The sequence below is a fragment of the Enterobacter cloacae complex sp. S1 genome, from assembly GCF_014930525.1.
GTDB lineage: Bacteria > Pseudomonadota > Gammaproteobacteria > Enterobacterales > Enterobacteriaceae > Enterobacter > Enterobacter hormaechei_C.
The window spans coordinates 75,868-92,259 of sequence record NZ_JADBRE010000022.1 but is presented as its reverse complement, the minus strand read 5'-3'; the positions used below and the strand labels follow the sequence as shown (position 1 = coordinate 92,259).

Sequence of the window (16,392 nt, the reverse complement as noted above, 5' to 3'; positions counted from 1 at the left end):
CAGGCCAGCTCGCAGGTTTTACACCCGGTGCAGCGGCTGGAATCAATAAAAAATCCATACTGGGTAGTCATCGGTTAATCCTTATGCCTTCTCGATCTGCACCAGGTTCGTGTGCTGCGGGTTGCCCTTCGCCAGCGGTGACGGGCGGTGCGTGGTCAGGGTATTGATGCAGGAGCCGTGATCGACACGATCGCCATTCATGTTGGCGTCATGCCAGGCGCCCTGGCCCATCGCGCTTACGCCGGGCATGATGCGCGGGGTGACTTTCGCGGCAATACGCACTTCGCCGCGGTCGTTGAAGACGCGCACCCTATCCCCGTTTTTGATTCCACGTTGCTCCGCATCCACAGGGTTAAGCCACACCTCCTGGCGACAGGCGGCCTGGAGCACATCCACGTTGCCGTAGCTGGAGTGGGTACGGGCTTTAAAGTGGAAACCGAACAGTTGCAGCGGGAATTTGCTGCGCTCGGGCGCGTCCCAGCCTTCAAAGGTTGAGGTATAGACCGGCAGCGGGGTGATGGTTTCGTCTTTTTGCAGTTCCCAGGTTGCCGCAATATCCGCCAGCTTGCTGGAGTAGATCTCGATTTTGCCCGACGGGGTTTTCAGCGGATTGGCATCCGGATCGTCACGGAATTTTTTATAGGCCACAAAATGTCCGTTAGGATCTTTGCGCTTATAAATACCCATTTTTTTCAGCGCATCGTAGGATGGCAGCAGCGGATCTTTGGCGACCATTTTGGCGTACAGGTAGCGCAGCCACTGCTCCTGCGTACGGCCTTCGGTGAATTTCTGATGGATATCCGGTCCGAGGCGTTTCGCCACTTCACTCATGATCCAGTAGATGGGCTTGCGCTCGAACTTCGGGGCGGTAACCGGCTGGAGGAAAATCAGGTATCCCATGTTTCCGGCGTAATCGTTGGGGATGATATCTTCCTGCTCGACGGTCATCAGATCCGGCAGAACAATATCGGCATACTTCGCGGACGAGGTCATGAAGTTATCGATGACGACGATCGTTTCGCACTTGCTCTCATCCTGCAAAATGTCGTGAGTTTTGTTGATATCGGAATGCTGGTTGATGATGGTATTACCCGCGTAGTTCCAGATGAACTTGATCGGCACATCGAGCTTATCTTTGCCGCGTACGCCGTCGCGCAGGGCGGTCATCTCCGGTCCACGGGCAATGGCATCCGTCCAGCTGAAGCAGGAGATTTGCGTTTTCACCGGATTTTCCGGCAGCGGCATGCGTTCGATGGTGATGGTGTAGGTCGATTCGCGCGCGCCGCTGTTGCCGCCGTTAATGCCGACGTTGCCGGTCAGGATCGGCAGCATGGCGATGGCGCGGGACGTTTGCTCCCCGTTAGCCTGACGCTGTGGGCCCCAGCCCTGGCAAATGTAGGCCGGTTTCGCCGAACCGATTTCACGGGCCAGCTTAATGATGCGATCGGCAGGGATGCCCGTTATGCGAGACGCCCACTCCGGGGTTTTCGCGGTTTTGTCATCACCCTGGCCGAGAATATAGGCTTTGTAATGACCATTAGCCGGTGCGCCTTCCGGCAGGGTATTTTCGTCATAACCCACGCAGTATTTATCGAGGAAAGGTTGATCGACCAGATTTTCATTAATCAGCACCCACGCAATACCTGCCACCAGCGCGGCATCGGTGCCCGGACGAATCGGGATCCACTCGTCTTCACGCCCTGCGGCAGTGTCGGTGTAGCGCGGATCGATAACGATCATCCGCGCGTTTGACCGTTCGCGCGCCTGCTCAAGGTAGTAAGTGATCCCGCCGCCGCTCATGCGCGTTTCCGCCGGATTATTGCCGAACATCACGACCAGTTTGGTGTTTTCGATATCCGATGTGCTGTTGCCGTCGTTGCTGCCGTAGGTGTAGGGCATTGCGCAGGCGATCTGCGCGGTGCTGTAGGTGCCGTAGTGGCTGAGGAAGCCGCCGTAGCAGTTCATCAGGCGCGCGACCAGCGAGGCGTAAGGGGAGGAGCGGGTGATGTTGCCACCTACAATTCCGGAGGAGTAGTTAATGTAGACCGCTTCGTTGCCGTATTTTTCGACCACGCTTTTCAGGCTCACGGCGATGGTGTCCAGCGCTTCTTCCCAGGTGATACGCTCAAACTTGCCTTCTCCGCGTTTGCCCACGCGTTTCATCGGATAGTTCAGACGGTCTGGGTGATTAATGCGACGGCGAATTGAACGGCCTCGCAGACAGGCGCGAACCTGATGGTTGCCGTAAATATCCTCGCCGGTATTATCCGTTTCAACCCAGTAGACTTCGTCATCGCGAACGTGCATCCGCAGGGCGCAGCGGCTACCGCAGTTCACCGAGCAGGCGCCCCAGACGACTTTGTCTTCTGCGGGCTGAATAGCGTACTGCACAGCGGCGGCGGCGCTTTTCAGACCAAAAGGTAATGCGATCCCACCGGCGGCAAGCGCCAGTGATCCTATGGCAGTAGATTTAACCAGAGTTCGACGGCTTATACCGCTGTGATGTTCAACTTCGGACATAACTCACCCCATCATTGTTAATAATTATTTTCACCCGTGACTACAACCGGGCTAATGATGGGGGGAGTGTTACTTATTTAGAGGTATTAAATATTAATCCTCGTCAAATCAGGGGAATTGAGTGGGAAAATCATTGCGGCTCAGCGGGCGCATTCTCTTGCGTACCTGCGCCGCTCACCGGGTAGTTGCCGCTACTGATGCGGGTGTACAAAATTTTGAAAGTATCGTTGGCACAATGCCCAACGACCTGCGCATCCGGCTGATCGGCCTGATCGTTCGGGACGATGTTCAGGGTAAAGCCAGACTCCGGTACGCCGTTGTTGATAATCTTCTGCTGAATGTCGCTTTTCACGCGCTCGCAGGAGTCCGGGGCCGCAAGAAGAGCGGGTGAAGCACTCATTAACAGCAGGGCGGTAATCCAGGGTAACCGTTTCATCTGTAGCTCCTTTTCACTGTGTGGACTATAAGCATAGCAGGGTTAGGGTAAGCTTTTGTTTTTGGACCTGTCTTTCTGAATTGTCCTGGAGCCCTGCCTGCGTCATAAAATAAATTGCGAATAATGGTGCTGATTGTCTACCAGATAAGAAGGCAGGGTGCGTTTTGATACCTCTTGCCTGACCAGTTTTCGGTCTCGTCCCCAGATATCTTCGGCGTTGGTAATAACCTTCATAATATGTTCCGGGTTATTAAATTCCGGCAGATCGTATTCGGTATGAGAAATGGTAGACATTTTTTCGGAAATTCTTTCTGGAGTCATTACCCATGAGAAATGCCAGCCGCCATCTTTCACAATTTTATTATTGATTTTTAGCCAGTTCCATTTAAACCATGACCAGTTTTTATCTTTGCGCGCACGCTTCCAGTTTCTGAAAGATTCAGGCTCACCGTGGAAGAAATGCTTAAGGTTGTAATAGGACGTCGCGCGGGGCAAGGTACATTTTCTCGGCGTACCATCCGTGTTGTGAACCTGGAGATTAAACTGATAGTTGAACACGTTTTGATGAATAGTCGTGCAGAGCGCGCGCGGATTAATGGCCCTGACCGTGTCGGGAGAGAAGATTTCGTCAACGTCTGACACCAGAATCAGATCGTCGTCTGCCGCGTCTTTTAACCCGTTCATAATGGAGTTGCGAAGCGCTGCTTCATTTGCCCAGGCATCAACCTGGTTATTATCCGCACGGTTTAAAATAGGCTGCGCGTCAAAAGGCACGTAAATGATTTTGTCTTTGAATTTGGCAAACTTTGTAATATCGAAATGCAATTCTCTCGGTATGCCCGTAAAAGAGTGTGTTGCTTCTACAATGACAAAACGGTCAACGACATCAGCGAGAGTATGTAATCTGATGTCGAGCAACATATCTTCGTCATAGTATAAAAAACAGTCGTAAATCATGATGTTAACCCGAAAATTTAAGAATCTAATTTTATAATAGTGTGGAATCTTCCGCGCCCAAAGTAGCCACTTTGGCAGGTCTCGTCAATGCAAACGACGGATTTATACAGCGCAAAGAGTCAAATGAAGTGCTGTTATGTAAGTTGCTGTATTTGCTAATATGATTGTATCTCTCTTTGAACGGTAAATGATGTGAACAAATACGCAGCGATAACGCTACTGGCAACGGTACTGGTGGGATGCGACAACAACACCGCGCCGCTGTCATTTACGCCGGAGATGGCGAGTTTTTCGAACGAGTTTGACTTTGATCCTCTGCGCGGGCCGGTGAAGGATTTTACCCAGACGCTGTTCAACGATAAGGGTGAAGTCTCTAAACGTGTGACCGGCACGATGTCAACGGAAGGGTGTTTCGATACGCTTGAACTGCACGATCTCGACGCTAATACGGGCGTTGCGCTGGTGCTGGATGCTAACTACTACGTCGATGCTGAAACCCAGCAGCAGAAGGTAAAGTTGCAGGGGAAATGTCAGCTGGCGGAACTGCCGTCTGCCGGCCTGACGTGGGACACCGACGATAACGGGTTTGTGGTTGCCGCGCACAGCAAAGAGATGGAAGTGAAGTACCAGTATGACGCCGACGGCTACCCGCTGGGTAAAACTACGGTTTCCGGCGACAAGCGTTTATCGGTCAAGTCGGTGCCGTCGAAAGATCTGCGCAAGCGCATGGATTATACGGCGGTAAGCCTGTTGAACGATAAACCGATGGGCAATGTAAAGCAGAGCTGTGATTACGATCGCCACAATAACCCGGTGAGCTGTGAGCTGGTGATCACCGATGACAGCGTCAAACCTGCCGTTGAGCACAAGTACACCATCAAAAACAGCATTGAATATTATTGAGAATAAAACCGCGCAGGTTACTGCGCGGTGGGTTTAAGCAGGCTGGCGGAGGAGGACTTATGCCCGGCCAGATGCTGATGCTGGAAAATGCACATGCGGATGGTGTTACGGTATTCGCCGTTAATAAAGAACTCATGGATCAGTTCACCTTCCACCATAAAGCCCAGCTTACGGTAGATATGAATCGCTTTTTCGTTCTCTTTGTCGACGATAAGGTAAAGCTTGTAGAGATTCAGGACGTTAAACCCGTAATCCATCGCCAGCTTTGCCGCCCGCGACGCAAGACCTTTCCCCTGGTGCTCCGGTGAAATAATGATCTGAAATTCCGCCCGACGGTGAACGTGGTTGATCTCAACCAGTTCAACCAGCCCGGCTTTCTCACCTTCGCACTCCACCACAAACCGGCGTTCACTCTGATCGTGGATATGCTTGTCGTAGAGATCGGACAGCTCGACAAACGCCTCATAAGGCTCTTCAAACCAGTAGCGCATCACGCTGGCATTGTTGTCGAGCTGGTGAACAAAGCGTAAATCTTCGCGCTCCAGCGGACGGAGCTTAACGTCACACGGCATCGACATTACGGTGCTACCGTGCGGCCAGTACGACGATCCAGACAGCGCAGGGTGTTAGGCTCCCAATAGGCGTTGACGTTGGCACTTTGCTGGCATTTGTCGCGGGCATCAAACGCGACGTCTTCTTTATCCCACTCTTTTTCCACACGCTTATTCACTTTCTGACGCAGGCTGCGGGTGTCATTCCATTGTTCTTTGTCCATGGCGGCGTTCTGACGGCTTTGCGCGCTGTCACCAGACTCAATGATGAGTTTGCTGGTTTCGGCTGATGCCGTTGCGGCGAAGGCGAACGATGACAGCGCCAGTACGGCTGTCAGACAAAGGCGTTTGCTTAATGTAGTCATAGCGTTTCCTTTAAACGGGTGCAGACAATCGGATTACCCCGTTGGATTCTACACCAATCCGAAAGGGTGTCATACCCGCGCGGCAGGTATGGGAACGATGTGAACATTATCGCGTATGATGTCTAAATCAATCCTCACGAAACGAGAAAAATGTTCAAAACGACGCTGCTTTTTTTCGCGACCGCGCTTTGCGAAATCATCGGATGCTTTTTGCCGTGGCTCTGGCTAAAGCGGGGCGCTTCCGCGCTGCTGCTGATCCCGGCGGGTGTGTCCCTGGCCCTTTTTGTCTGGCTGCTCACCCTGCATCCGGCCGCCAGCGGGAGGGTATATGCGGCCTACGGCGGAGTGTACGTCTGTACCGCGCTGCTGTGGCTGCGCGTTGTTGATGGCGTCAGGCTAAGCCTGTATGACTGGGCAGGCGCGCTGATTGCCCTGTGCGGCATGTTGATCATCGTGGCCGGTTGGGGACGCGCATAAGCGTCCTTATAGTGTGATCGCCCGCTGATTTTACGATCATTATACTTGTATGGTAGTAGTGTAGTTGCGTAAATTTCCTGCATCACAACGAGCGATGTAAGGAAATGGATTATGAAGATTGTCGGGGCTGAAGTATTTGTCACCTGCCCGGGGCGTAACTTTGTCACCCTTAAAATCACCACCGATGAGGGCATTGTCGGCCTGGGTGATGCCACGCTGAACGGACGTGAACTTTCCGTTGCCTCCTACCTGAAAGATCACCTGTGCCCTCAGTTGATTGGCCGCGATGCGCACCGCATCGAAGATATCTGGCAGTTCTTCTATAAAGGCGCTTACTGGCGTCGTGGTCCGGTCACCATGTCAGCGATTTCTGCCGTGGATATGGCGCTGTGGGACATTAAGGCGAAAGCCGCGAACATGCCGCTCTATCAGCTTCTGGGCGGAGCCTCCCGGGAAGGGGTGATGGTTTATTGTCACACCACCGGGCACACCATTGACGACGTGCTGGAAGATTATGCCCGTCATAAAGAGATGGGCTTCAAGGCGATTCGCGTGCAGTGCGGCGTGCCGGGAATGAAAACCACCTACGGCATGGCAAAAGGAAAAGGGCTGGCGTATGAGCCAGCGACCAAGGGTGCCTGGCCGGAAGAGCAGCTGTGGTCCACTGAAAAATACCTCGACTTCACGCCGAAACTGTTCGACGCAGTGCGCAGTCAGTTCGGCTTCAATGAACATCTCCTTCACGACATGCACCACCGTCTGACGCCCATCGAAGCGGCGCGATTCGGCAAAAGCATTGAAGAGTACCGTCTGTTCTGGATGGAAGATCCGACTCCCGCTGAAAACCAGGAGTGTTTCCGCCTGATCCGCCAGCACACCGTCACGCCAATTGCGGTGGGGGAAGTGTTCAACAGCATCTGGGACTGCAAGCAGCTGATTGAAGAGCAGCTCATTGACTATATCCGCGCCACCATAACCCATGCGGGCGGCATCACCGGGATGCGTCGCATTGCGGACTTTGCCTCACTTTATCAGGTGCGTACCGGCTCCCACGGCCCGTCGGATCTGTCGCCGATTTGCCACGCCGCGGCGCTGCATTTTGACCTGTGGGTACCGAACTTTGGCGTGCAAGAGTATATGGGGTATTCGGAGCAGATGCTGGAAGTGTTCCCGCACAGCTGGCGCTTCGATAACGGCTATATGCACCCGGGCGACAAGCCAGGGCTGGGCATTGAGTTTGATGAGAAGCTGGCGGCGAAATACCCGTACGATCCGGCTTATCTGCCGGTGGCCCGTCTGGAAGACGGCACCCTCTGGAACTGGTAAACGAGGAGCGAATGATGAAAAGCGTAGTGATCCAACAGCCGGATGTGCTGGTGATTGAAGAGCGTCCTCTCCCGTTGCCGGGCGCAGGCGACGTCCGCGTCAAAATTAAGCTCGCCGGTATTTGCGGTTCAGACAGCCATATCTATCGCGGGCATAACCCGTTTGCGAAATACCCGCGGGTAATCGGTCACGAGTTCTTTGGCGAAATAGACGCGGTTGGCGAAGGCGTGGAGGGCACCCGACTGGGCCAGCGCGTTTCGGTTGATCCGGTGATCAGCTGCGGGCACTGCTACCCGTGTTCCGTTGGAAAACCGAACGTTTGTACTTCGCTGGTGGTGCTGGGCGTCCACCGTGACGGCGGCTTCAGCGAATACGCCGTGGTGCCGGCGAAAAATGCCTGGCGCATTCCGGATGCGATCCCTGACCACCACGCGGTGATGGTTGAGCCATTCACCATTGCCGCCAACGTAACGGGGCAGGCGAAACCCACCGAACAGGATGTGGCGCTGATTTACGGCGCAGGCCCGATGGGGCTGGTCACCGTGCAGGCGCTGAAGGGCGTTTACAAGGTGAAGCAGGTCATCGTGGTGGATCGCATTGATGAGCGGCTGGAGATGGCGCAACGCAGCGGCGCAGACTGGGTCTTCAACAACGGCGAGCATTCTTTACAGGCCGCGCTGGATGAAAAAGGCATCAAGCCGACGTTAATCATCGATGCTGCCTGTCATCCGTCCATTTTACAGGAAGCGATTACGCTGGCGTCTCCGGCGGCGCGCATCGTGCTGATGGGCTTCTCCAGCGACCCGAGCCAGATTGTGCAGCAGGGGATCACCGGCAAAGAGCTGTCGATCTTCTCTTCGCGCCTGAATGCCAACAAATTCCCGGTGGTCATTGACTGGCTGGAAAAAGGGCTGATCGACCCTGAAAAACTGGTCACCCATACATTTGACTATCACCACGTTACAGACGCCATCGAACTGTTTGAAAAAGACCAGCGGCAGTGCTGCAAAGTCTTGCTCACGTTCGACCAATAATAATTCACGCGGTTAAGAGCCTGCGAAGACAGGCTCTCAGTGGTACGCATCTTACCTTGCAGAGATAGCCATTATGACTCAAGCACAACCTCAAAGAAGTACGTCAGATCTGGTGAAAGCCGCCGTATCTGGCTGGCTGGGCACCGCCCTGGAGTTTATGGATTTCCAGCTCTACTCCCTTGGCGCCGCGCTGGTGTTTCATGAAATTTTCTTCCCTGAGCAGTCCGCGGCCATGGCGCTGATCCTGGCGATGGGCACCTACGGCGCAGGCTACATCGCGCGTATTGTCGGGGCATTTATCTTCGGCAGAATGGGCGACAGAATTGGCCGTAAAAAAGTGCTGTTTATCACCATCACCATGATGGGGATCTGCACCACCTTAATCGGCGTCCTGCCAACCTACGCGCAGATCGGGATTTTCGCACCGGTGCTGCTGGTGACGCTGCGTATTATTCAGGGGCTGGGCGCGGGGGCTGAAATCTCCGGCGCAGGCACCATGCTGGCCGAATACGCCCCGAAGGGTAAACGCGGCATCATCTCCTCGCTGGTGGCCATGGGCACCAACTGCGGGACGCTGAGCGCCACGGCGATCTGGGCCGTGATGTTCTTTGCCCTCGATCGTGAAGAACTTATTGCCTGGGGCTGGCGCGTGCCGTTCCTCGCCAGCGTGGTGGTGATGATCTTCGCCATCTGGCTGCGTATGAACCTTAAAGAGAGCCCGGTGTTTGAGAAGGTAAACGATGCCGAAGCCGTTGCGCCGGTTGCTGCGCAGGATACCTCGGTCGGCGCGATGTTTAAGAGCAAATCGTTCTGGCTGGCGACGGGGCTGCGCTTTGGTCAGGCCGGTAACTCTGGGCTTATCCAGACCTTCCTTGCCGGGTACTTGGTACAGACGCTGTTATTTGATAAGGCGATCCCAACCGATGCGCTGATGATCAGCTCGATTCTTGGCTTCGTCTCCATCCCGCTGCTGGGCTGGCTGTCCGATAAAGTGGGGCGCCGTCTGCCATATATCATCCTTAACATTTCAGCCATTATTCTGGCTTACCCGATGCTGTCGATTATCGTCGATAAGAGTTACGCGCCGGGCGTGATTATGCTCTCTATCATCGTTATTCATAACTTTGCGGTGCTCGGGCTGTTTGCGCTGGAAAACATCACCATGGCGGAGATGTTTGGTTCGCGAAACCGCTTTACCCGCATGGCGATCTCCAAAGAGGCGGGCGGTCTGGTGGCGGTAGGCTTTGGTCCGGTGCTGGCGGGGATCTTCTGCAATATGACCGGGTCCTGGTGGCCGATTGTGGCGATGCTGGTGGCGTACTCGCTGATTGGGCTGGTCTCCGCTTTGCTGATGCCAGAAGTGCGCGACCGCGATTTGAGCCTGGTGGAAGATGCAGCTGAACCCCTGCGCCAGAGCGATACCGCAGCGAAGCAGCGGAAATATGGAGCCCTGTCATGAGTTTTATTAACGATAACTTTATGATTGGCAATGCGAGAGGTGTTGAACTTTATCGTAACGTCGCGAAAGCGCTGCCAATTATTGATTATCACTGTCACCTGGACGCGAAAGATATCTTCGAGAATAAAAATCTCGATAATATTACCGAACTCTGGCTGGCTGGCGATCATTATAAATGGCGCGCCATGCGCGCCAACAGTATTGACGAAAAATACATTACGGGCGATGCCCCGGCGGAGGATAAATTTGCGGCATGGGCTGAAACGGTCGAAGCGAGCTATGGAAATCCGCTCTATCACTGGACTCATTTAGAACTTCACCACTATTTTAACTGTGACGAACCGCTGGGCAGGCATAACTGGCGTGAAATAATGGAGCGCTGTAATCTGCTATTGCAGCAGCCTGATTTTACGCCAAGGGAACTCATTAAACGCTCCAGGGTAGAAGTTATTTGTACGACAGATGCTCCGCTTGATGATTTACGCTACCATCAATTATTGCGTGATGACGCGACGTTCAACGTTAAGGTATTACCGACCTTTCGTCCGGACGATGTTTTTGCGCAAAACGCGGAACAGTTTGCCGACTTTATCGATCGATTAGGTGAGACGACAGGATCTAAAATCCAGACATTCAGCGATTTTGTTAAGGGAATGAGCCAGCGTATTGCCTGGTTCCACGAAATCGGGTGCCGAATTTCCGATCACGGACCCGTGGAGATCCATTTTCAGTCAGCAGATGAAAGTCAGGTTGAATCCGTGTTTGCCCGAAAGCGCCGGGGTGAAAATCTGGACGCCCGTAATAATGCGATTCTTGACAGTGCCATTTTTATTATGCTGGCGCATAATTACAGGCAGCATAACTGGGCAATGCAGATACACTTCGGTGCGATTCGCAATAATAATTCCCGCATGTACCGTTCTTTGGGTAGTAATACTGGTTTTGACTCGCTGACCGATCAGTCGAATCTTGCGGCCAATCTCAACCAACTCCTGGATGCAATGGCGCAGGCTGAAGCTTTGCCCAAAACCATTCTATATAACCTCAACGCCAGCTATAACGATATTGTCGCGACGACTATCGCTAATTTTCAGACTGCGGAATTGGGCGTTAAATCGCCGATACAGTTTGGCTCCGGATGGTGGTTTAACGACACTCAACGCGGAATGGAAAACCAGCTACATAGCCTTGCGGATCAGGGGCTATTAATGAATTTTGTCGGTATGTTAACCGATTCCCGTAGTCTGGTTTCGTATACTCGCCACGATTATTTCCGTCGTATTTTGTGCAATATCATTGGTGGCTGGGTGGAGCGTGGTGAAGTTCCGGATAATAACACCATCCTAACGAAGATGGTTAAAAATATTTGCCATGATAATGCTGAAAACTATTTCAGATTCTAAATTCTACTCACTGAGTGGGGATGGAACATGTCTCGTACTGCAAAAAAAATTACTATTCCGGTTAGTATCGGCTACGGACTAACGGATATTATGGGCGGCGGTGCCTTTACCGTTATCGGCGCCTGGTTATTATTCTTCTATACGACATTTGTTGGGTTGTCACCGGTTGAAGCGGCGTCTATTGTTGCTATAGCGCGCATTGTCGATGCTATCGTTAGTTTGTTTATGGGAAGTTTCACTGACCATTTTTACAAAAACTATTTTGGTAAAAAATTTGGTCGCCGACGTTTCTTTTTGCTGATCGGTGCACCGTTGATGCTGGTCTATGCATTGCTGTGGCTTGATGGCATGACATACGGTTTTTATCTCGCCGTCTATCTAGCATTTGAAATTATTGCTGCAATGGTACTGATCCCGTGGGAAACGTTACCGTCAGAAATGACAAAAGACTTTAACCAGCGGACCAAACTCTCTACCTGTCGCATGTTTCTTTCAGCGTCCGGGACGTTTCTGGCGACATTTATTCCCGGATTACTGATCGGCTATTTCGGGGAAAACAGCGCCCATGCCTACCTCATAAACGGCGTTATTTTTGCTGTACTGTTTATGGTATGTGTATTCATCTCGTGGAAAGTGACCTGGGAACGCAAGTTGACGCCGGAAATGCTCTCCGGGTTGGAAAAAAACACACGCCCACAAACAGCAGGAGAGAAGCTGGCTGCCTTTGGACGACTTTTTAAGGAGTATGGTTCCACCCTGAAAATCCGGGCCTTCAGGAAACATCTCGCCATCTATCTGCTGTCGTTTACCGGCAAAGATGTCTACAACACGGTATTTGTATTTTTCTGCGTCTACTGTCTGAATGTCTCTTCCTCACTGGCAGGCACGCTGCTGTCGATGAGTATTGTGGGGCTGCCCGTCACGTTAATTGCGGGTATAGGGATCATCAGATATGGGCCATCAAAGCTATATGTATTTGCCTATTCACTGATGTTGCTCTGTTTGGGGGGCTTCTTTGCCGTGTACCAGATCCCTGCGCTGAATACCGTCGCGACGCTGGTCATTCTGGCCGGGGTGTATCAGGTGGGGCGCTGCGTCCTTGAGTTTACACCGTGGAACGTGTTCCCGTTCATTCCAGATATCGATGAAATGGTCAGCCGTCAGCGTCGTGAGGGACTGTTTGCCGCGGTAATGACATTCTCCCGAAAAACCACGGTCGCTATTGCCACCTTTATTGTGGGTCTCCTGTTACAAAGCGGCGGATTTGTAAAAGGGAGCCAGACGCAGCCAACCGAAGCCATCCACACCATCGCAATGCTGATGTTCATCGGCACTGCTGCCTTGCTTATCCTGGCCCTGTGGCAGGCTCTGACATTTAACCTGAACAAGCGTACGCACAAAATCTTTGTGGATGAGCTGGATCGCCTGAAAGCCAACGGCTCTCCCCAACGCGTATCCGCCGAAGCTCGCCGGGTCGTGGAAGATTTAACAGGCTATTCCTACGACAGGTTGTGGCGTGAGCCGACGGTCCGGTCCGGCGAGCAGACGGTGCGCACCCCTGTATGATCTGGTTTATATCTTTTGCCAGATGTCACACAACTTGATTTTTATATCACACCACTTGGCCGAAAGTTAATGTAAATCAATGTTCATGGCAGCATAACCAGTATTGTGATCGGCAGGATAAAGTAATGACACTGCCATTCTAGTTGGTTTAGTCAACCGGCGCAGCCGCACTGTCACCAGAGCGGCTGCGGATCTCAGCGTTCATAATTAACGAGTCTCAATCATGGAAAACCGTTTATTACAGGCGAAGGCAACGCGTCCTCAGTACGATCGCGACAGCCTCAAGGCACGCATTGTTCATTTAGGGTTTGGCGCGTTTCACCGTGCGCACCAGGCGGTGTACACCGATATACTCGCCGCAGAACAGGGCAGCGACTGGGGTTACTGCGAAGTTAACCTGATTGGCGGCGAACAGCAGATCGCCGATCTGAAGGCACAGGATAATCTTTATACCGTAGCAGAGATGTCTGCCGATGCGTGGACGGCGCGCGTGGTCGGCGTCGTCAAAAATGCGCTGCATGCGCAGGTCGACGGCCTTGAAACCGTGCTGGCGGCGCTGTGCGATCCGCAGGTCGCCATTGTTTCCCTGACCATCACCGAGAAAGGGTATTGCCACTCCCCGGCAACCGGACAACTGATGTTCGATCATCCGTTAATCGTTGCCGACCTGCAAAACCCCCATCAGCCGAAATCTGCGCCAGGCGTAGTGGTTGAAGCGCTGGCGCGGCGTAAGGCGGCGGGGCTGCCAGCATTCAGCGTGATGTCATGCGATAACATGCCGGAAAACGGCCACGTGATGCGCAATGTCACCTGCGCCTACGCGCGCGCTGTTGACGGCGAACTGGCCGACTGGATTGAAGCGAACGTCACCTTCCCGTCAACCATGGTGGACCGTATTGTGCCCGCCGTCACGGCTGAAACGCTGGATAAAATTGAACAGCTAACCGGCGTACGCGATCCGGCAGGTGTCGCCTGTGAGCCGTTCCGCCAGTGGGTGGTAGAAGATAATTTCGTCGCCGGACGTCCACAGTGGGAAAAGGCCGGTGCGGAACTGGTTTCTGATGTCATTCCGTTTGAAGAGATGAAGCTGCGTATGCTTAACGGCAGCCACTCGTTCCTGGCCTATCTCGGCTACCTGGCCGGTTATCAGCACATTAACGACTGCATGGAAGATGAACATTATCGCGCAGCCGCGCATGCGCTGATGCTGAAAGAGCAGGCGCCGACGCTGAAAGTGAAGGGGGTGGATTTAGCTCACTATGCCGACCTGCTGATCGCGCGTTACAGCAATCCGGCCCTGCGTCACCGCACCTGGCAAATCGCCATGGACGGTAGCCAGAAATTGCCGCAGCGGATGCTCGATTCCGTGCGCTGGCACCTTGTCCACCAGAAACCCTTCCCGCTGCTGGCGCTGGGTGTGGCGGGCTGGATGCGTTATGTCGGCGGTGTGGATGAGCAGGGTAACGCGATTGAGGTGAGCGATCCGCAGCTGACGGTGATTCAGACGGCGGTAAACGGTAGCGCTGAAGGCGAAAGCCGCGTTAGCGCGCTGTTGGGCATTGAGGCTATTTTCGGTAACGAGCTGCCGAAGGACGAGGTGTTTGTGGCTGCGGTCATGCAGGCCTATCAAACGTTGCTGCAAAAAGGCGCGAAGGCCACGGTTGCTGAGTACGCCTCCCGGCTTTAACGCGATGACATGCCGCCGTCCGCGGCGGCATGTCGGGGCGCAGCTTAGTGCATCCCCAGGCGAATCAGCTCAATCGGTTCGAACTTACCTTCGCATCCCTCGACTTCAACCGTTTTACCACGACGCACCTGCTCGGCATTAAGGCCGTCGCTGTGGATCGCTTTAATCACGCCGAACTGGCCTGTGCCGCTAATCATGACGCGGCTGCCAGTGGTGATTGCATTTCGGTTACGGTCGTATGTCATCATGGTATTTTCTCCTCTCGTCCTTATCCGTTACGGCGCTAATTCAACGGCTGCCGTTCACGGGGCACTATTAATACGCCTCTCTTTAACGAAATTATTTGCTTTTGATCAAGCTCACACTTTTTTCTTATTTCATGCAGGCGTTGACGGTTCAGGACACCACTTTACAAAGCGGACAGTTATTTTCCTTAATTGATAGTTTCCGGGTGCAAGTGTTTAGGCTTTGTTTATATCCACAATGTCATTCTGGAGGCAGAAAATAACCCTTCATCGGAAAAGGAGTCAGGCTTATGTATAAGAAAATTTTGATGCCTGTTGACGTGTTTGAAATGGATTTGAGCGATAAAGCGGTACGCCACGCGGTCAACCTCGCGAAGGCGGAAGGCGCGACGATCACCCTGGTCAACATTCTCCCTAACAGCAGCCGATCGTTACTGCGGGGGTTCAATGCCGATATTAAGAAGTTCGAAGAGTATATGACCGCCGAGTCTGATAAGAAGATGAAGGCGCTGAAACGGCTCTTTGATATGTCCCCGGACAATATTGACTGTGAAGTTCGCTTCGGCAACGTACGCGATGAAATCATCAAGCTCAGCAAAGAGGGGAAATATGATGTCATTGTTATCGGATCAAAAAATCCGAGCATTACAACCCATCTGCTGGGTTCAAATGCTGAAACTATTCTGCGCTACGCCACTATTCCGGTATTAGTGGTCCGCTAATTACTTCGCCGCAACCGAAAGGGGGCGGCGAGGTTTTATTCTTCGCTGAACCACTCGCGGTTTTCCTGGCGAATTAACTGAACTGACTCACTAATTTCCTGAAGGTGAAGCGTCATCGCTTTATCTACGGCTTCCACGTCGCGTTTTTCCAGCGCGCTGAAAATATCATGATGCTGGCGCAGCAACATCTCTGGCGGAGAAACATGGTCGAGGCTCATGTAGCGCACGCGGTCGATGGTAGCTTTGATGTTTTCGACGGTATCCCACGCGAGCTGGCACTCGGCGATCTGCGCCAGTTTCTGGTGGAACTCGTCGTCCAGCTGGAAAAAGTCGTTTAACTGTTTGCGGTCGATGGCGATTCGTTGCTGATGCAGGTTTTGCTCCAGCAGGTAGCACTGGTTATCGTTGATGAGCGACGCGGCGCGACGCACCACGGCGCACTCGATGGCCTGGCGAACAAAACAGCCATTCCGTACCTGCGAAAGCGAAATTTTATTTACGTAGCTGCCGCGCTGAGGGCGGATCTGAATAAGGCCGTTTTCTGCGAGCTTAATAAACGCCTCACGTACGGGCTGACGGGAAACGTCAAAACGTACCGAAACCTCTTTTTCTGAGAGTGGCGTTCCCGGTGGGATCAGGCAGCGGACAATATCACGGCGTAAGATGCGATATATTTGCTGATTAACGGGCTGGGTAGGATTAAGTTGCGATTCAGCGGCCATGGGTTGTGATTTCTCAGAG

At 53.0% G+C, this 16,392-nt stretch carries 17 protein-coding genes; 9 read left to right on the top strand and 8 right to left on the bottom strand.

All coding sequences use genetic code 11. The features are described 5' to 3' along the window. From IM290_RS15530 to IM290_RS15515, 4 genes are all read right to left on the bottom strand, one after another. Nucleotides 1-71, bottom strand: a 71-nt coding sequence (locus IM290_RS15530; protein WP_163374190.1) for a 4Fe-4S binding protein, incomplete at its 3' end; no start/stop codon positions are given. Nucleotides 72-81: 10 nt separating this feature from the next. Next, entirely contained in the window at nucleotides 82-2,520 is a 2,439-nt protein-coding gene (ynfE, locus tag IM290_RS15525; RefSeq protein ID WP_193041909.1) for a selenate/tellurate reductase subunit YnfE, read from the bottom strand. Nucleotides 2,521-2,650: 130 nt separating this feature from the next. Continuing rightward, nucleotides 2,651-2,956: a DUF1161 domain-containing protein gene (locus IM290_RS15520; protein ID WP_193041910.1), complete on the bottom strand. Its 306-nt coding sequence runs from the start codon at nucleotides 2,954-2,956 to the stop codon at nucleotides 2,651-2,653. A 102-nt stretch (nucleotides 2,957-3,058) separates the two neighbouring features. Further along, nucleotides 3,059-3,913, bottom strand: a complete 855-nt coding sequence (locus tag IM290_RS15515) for a benzoate transporter (RefSeq protein ID WP_003857421.1) — start codon at nucleotides 3,911-3,913, stop codon at nucleotides 3,059-3,061. 192 nt (nucleotides 3,914-4,105) lie between these two features. On the opposite strand from IM290_RS15515, the gene IM290_RS15510 reads away from it, so the two are divergent. After that, nucleotides 4,106-4,816 (top strand): YnfC family lipoprotein, encoded by a 711-nt coding sequence (locus tag IM290_RS15510; protein ID WP_017384542.1) that lies wholly within the window; start codon nucleotides 4,106-4,108, stop codon nucleotides 4,814-4,816. A gap of 17 nt (nucleotides 4,817-4,833) precedes the next feature. Here IM290_RS15510 and speG read toward each other — a convergent pair whose 3' ends face one another. Then, nucleotides 4,834-5,394, bottom strand: coding sequence for a spermidine N1-acetyltransferase (gene speG, locus IM290_RS15505; protein ID WP_193041911.1), 561 nt, complete (start codon nucleotides 5,392-5,394; stop codon nucleotides 4,834-4,836). Then, nucleotides 5,394-5,732 carry a DUF1283 family protein gene (locus tag IM290_RS15500; protein ID WP_006808856.1) on the bottom strand — a complete coding sequence of 113 codons (339 nt, stop codon included), beginning with the start codon at nucleotides 5,730-5,732 and terminating at the stop codon, nucleotides 5,394-5,396. The genes speG and IM290_RS15500 overlap by 1 nt, the downstream gene beginning before the upstream one ends. Before the next feature lie 150 nt (nucleotides 5,733-5,882). Between IM290_RS15500 and IM290_RS15495 the strand changes: the two genes are divergently transcribed. The 7 genes from IM290_RS15495 to IM290_RS15465 all read left to right on the top strand — a co-directional run bounded on the left by IM290_RS15495 (nucleotide 5,883) and on the right by IM290_RS15465 (nucleotide 14,684). Continuing rightward, nucleotides 5,883-6,209 (top strand): YnfA family protein, encoded by a 327-nt coding sequence (locus tag IM290_RS15495; RefSeq protein ID WP_003857412.1) that lies wholly within the window; start codon nucleotides 5,883-5,885, stop codon nucleotides 6,207-6,209. Between the two features lie 111 nt (nucleotides 6,210-6,320). Then, entirely contained in the window at nucleotides 6,321-7,535 is a 1,215-nt protein-coding gene (gene manD / locus IM290_RS15490) for a D-mannonate dehydratase ManD (protein WP_017384541.1), read from the top strand. Between the two features lie 14 nt (nucleotides 7,536-7,549). Further along, nucleotides 7,550-8,569 (top strand): Zn-dependent oxidoreductase, encoded by a 1,020-nt coding sequence (locus tag IM290_RS15485; protein ID WP_023296536.1) that lies wholly within the window; start codon nucleotides 7,550-7,552, stop codon nucleotides 8,567-8,569. A gap of 73 nt (nucleotides 8,570-8,642) precedes the next feature. Next, nucleotides 8,643-10,028 (top strand): MFS transporter, encoded by a 1,386-nt coding sequence (locus tag IM290_RS15480; RefSeq protein WP_017694076.1) that lies wholly within the window; start codon nucleotides 8,643-8,645, stop codon nucleotides 10,026-10,028. Then, nucleotides 10,025-11,431 (top strand): glucuronate isomerase, encoded by a 1,407-nt coding sequence (gene uxaC, locus IM290_RS15475; RefSeq protein WP_193041912.1) that lies wholly within the window; start codon nucleotides 10,025-10,027, stop codon nucleotides 11,429-11,431. The genes IM290_RS15480 and uxaC overlap by 4 nt, the downstream gene beginning before the upstream one ends. Before the next feature lie 27 nt (nucleotides 11,432-11,458). Next, nucleotides 11,459-12,997, top strand: coding sequence for an MFS transporter (locus IM290_RS15470; protein ID WP_193041913.1), 1,539 nt, complete (start codon nucleotides 11,459-11,461; stop codon nucleotides 12,995-12,997). 223 nt (nucleotides 12,998-13,220) lie between these two features. Beyond that, complete coding sequence (locus IM290_RS15465; protein WP_193041914.1) at nucleotides 13,221-14,684, top strand: mannitol dehydrogenase family protein; 1,464 nt, start codon at nucleotides 13,221-13,223, stop codon at nucleotides 14,682-14,684. A gap of 44 nt (nucleotides 14,685-14,728) precedes the next feature. Here IM290_RS15465 and ydfZ read toward each other — a convergent pair whose 3' ends face one another. Continuing rightward, nucleotides 14,729-14,932, bottom strand: a complete 204-nt coding sequence (gene ydfZ / locus IM290_RS15460) for a putative selenium delivery protein YdfZ (protein ID WP_003857405.1) — start codon at nucleotides 14,930-14,932, stop codon at nucleotides 14,729-14,731. Nucleotides 14,933-15,219: 287 nt separating this feature from the next. On the opposite strand from ydfZ, the gene IM290_RS15455 reads away from it, so the two are divergent. Further along, nucleotides 15,220-15,651, top strand: a complete 432-nt coding sequence (locus IM290_RS15455; protein WP_015570611.1) for a universal stress protein — start codon at nucleotides 15,220-15,222, stop codon at nucleotides 15,649-15,651. Between the two features lie 35 nt (nucleotides 15,652-15,686). Here the strand turns inward: IM290_RS15455 and IM290_RS15450 are convergent, their stop codons facing one another. Then, the gene (locus IM290_RS15450; RefSeq protein ID WP_003857403.1) at nucleotides 15,687-16,373 is read right to left on the bottom strand and encodes a GntR family transcriptional regulator; all 687 of its coding nucleotides are present in this window, start codon (nucleotides 16,371-16,373) and stop codon (nucleotides 15,687-15,689) included. Between the last annotated feature and the right edge of the window lie 19 nt (nucleotides 16,374-16,392).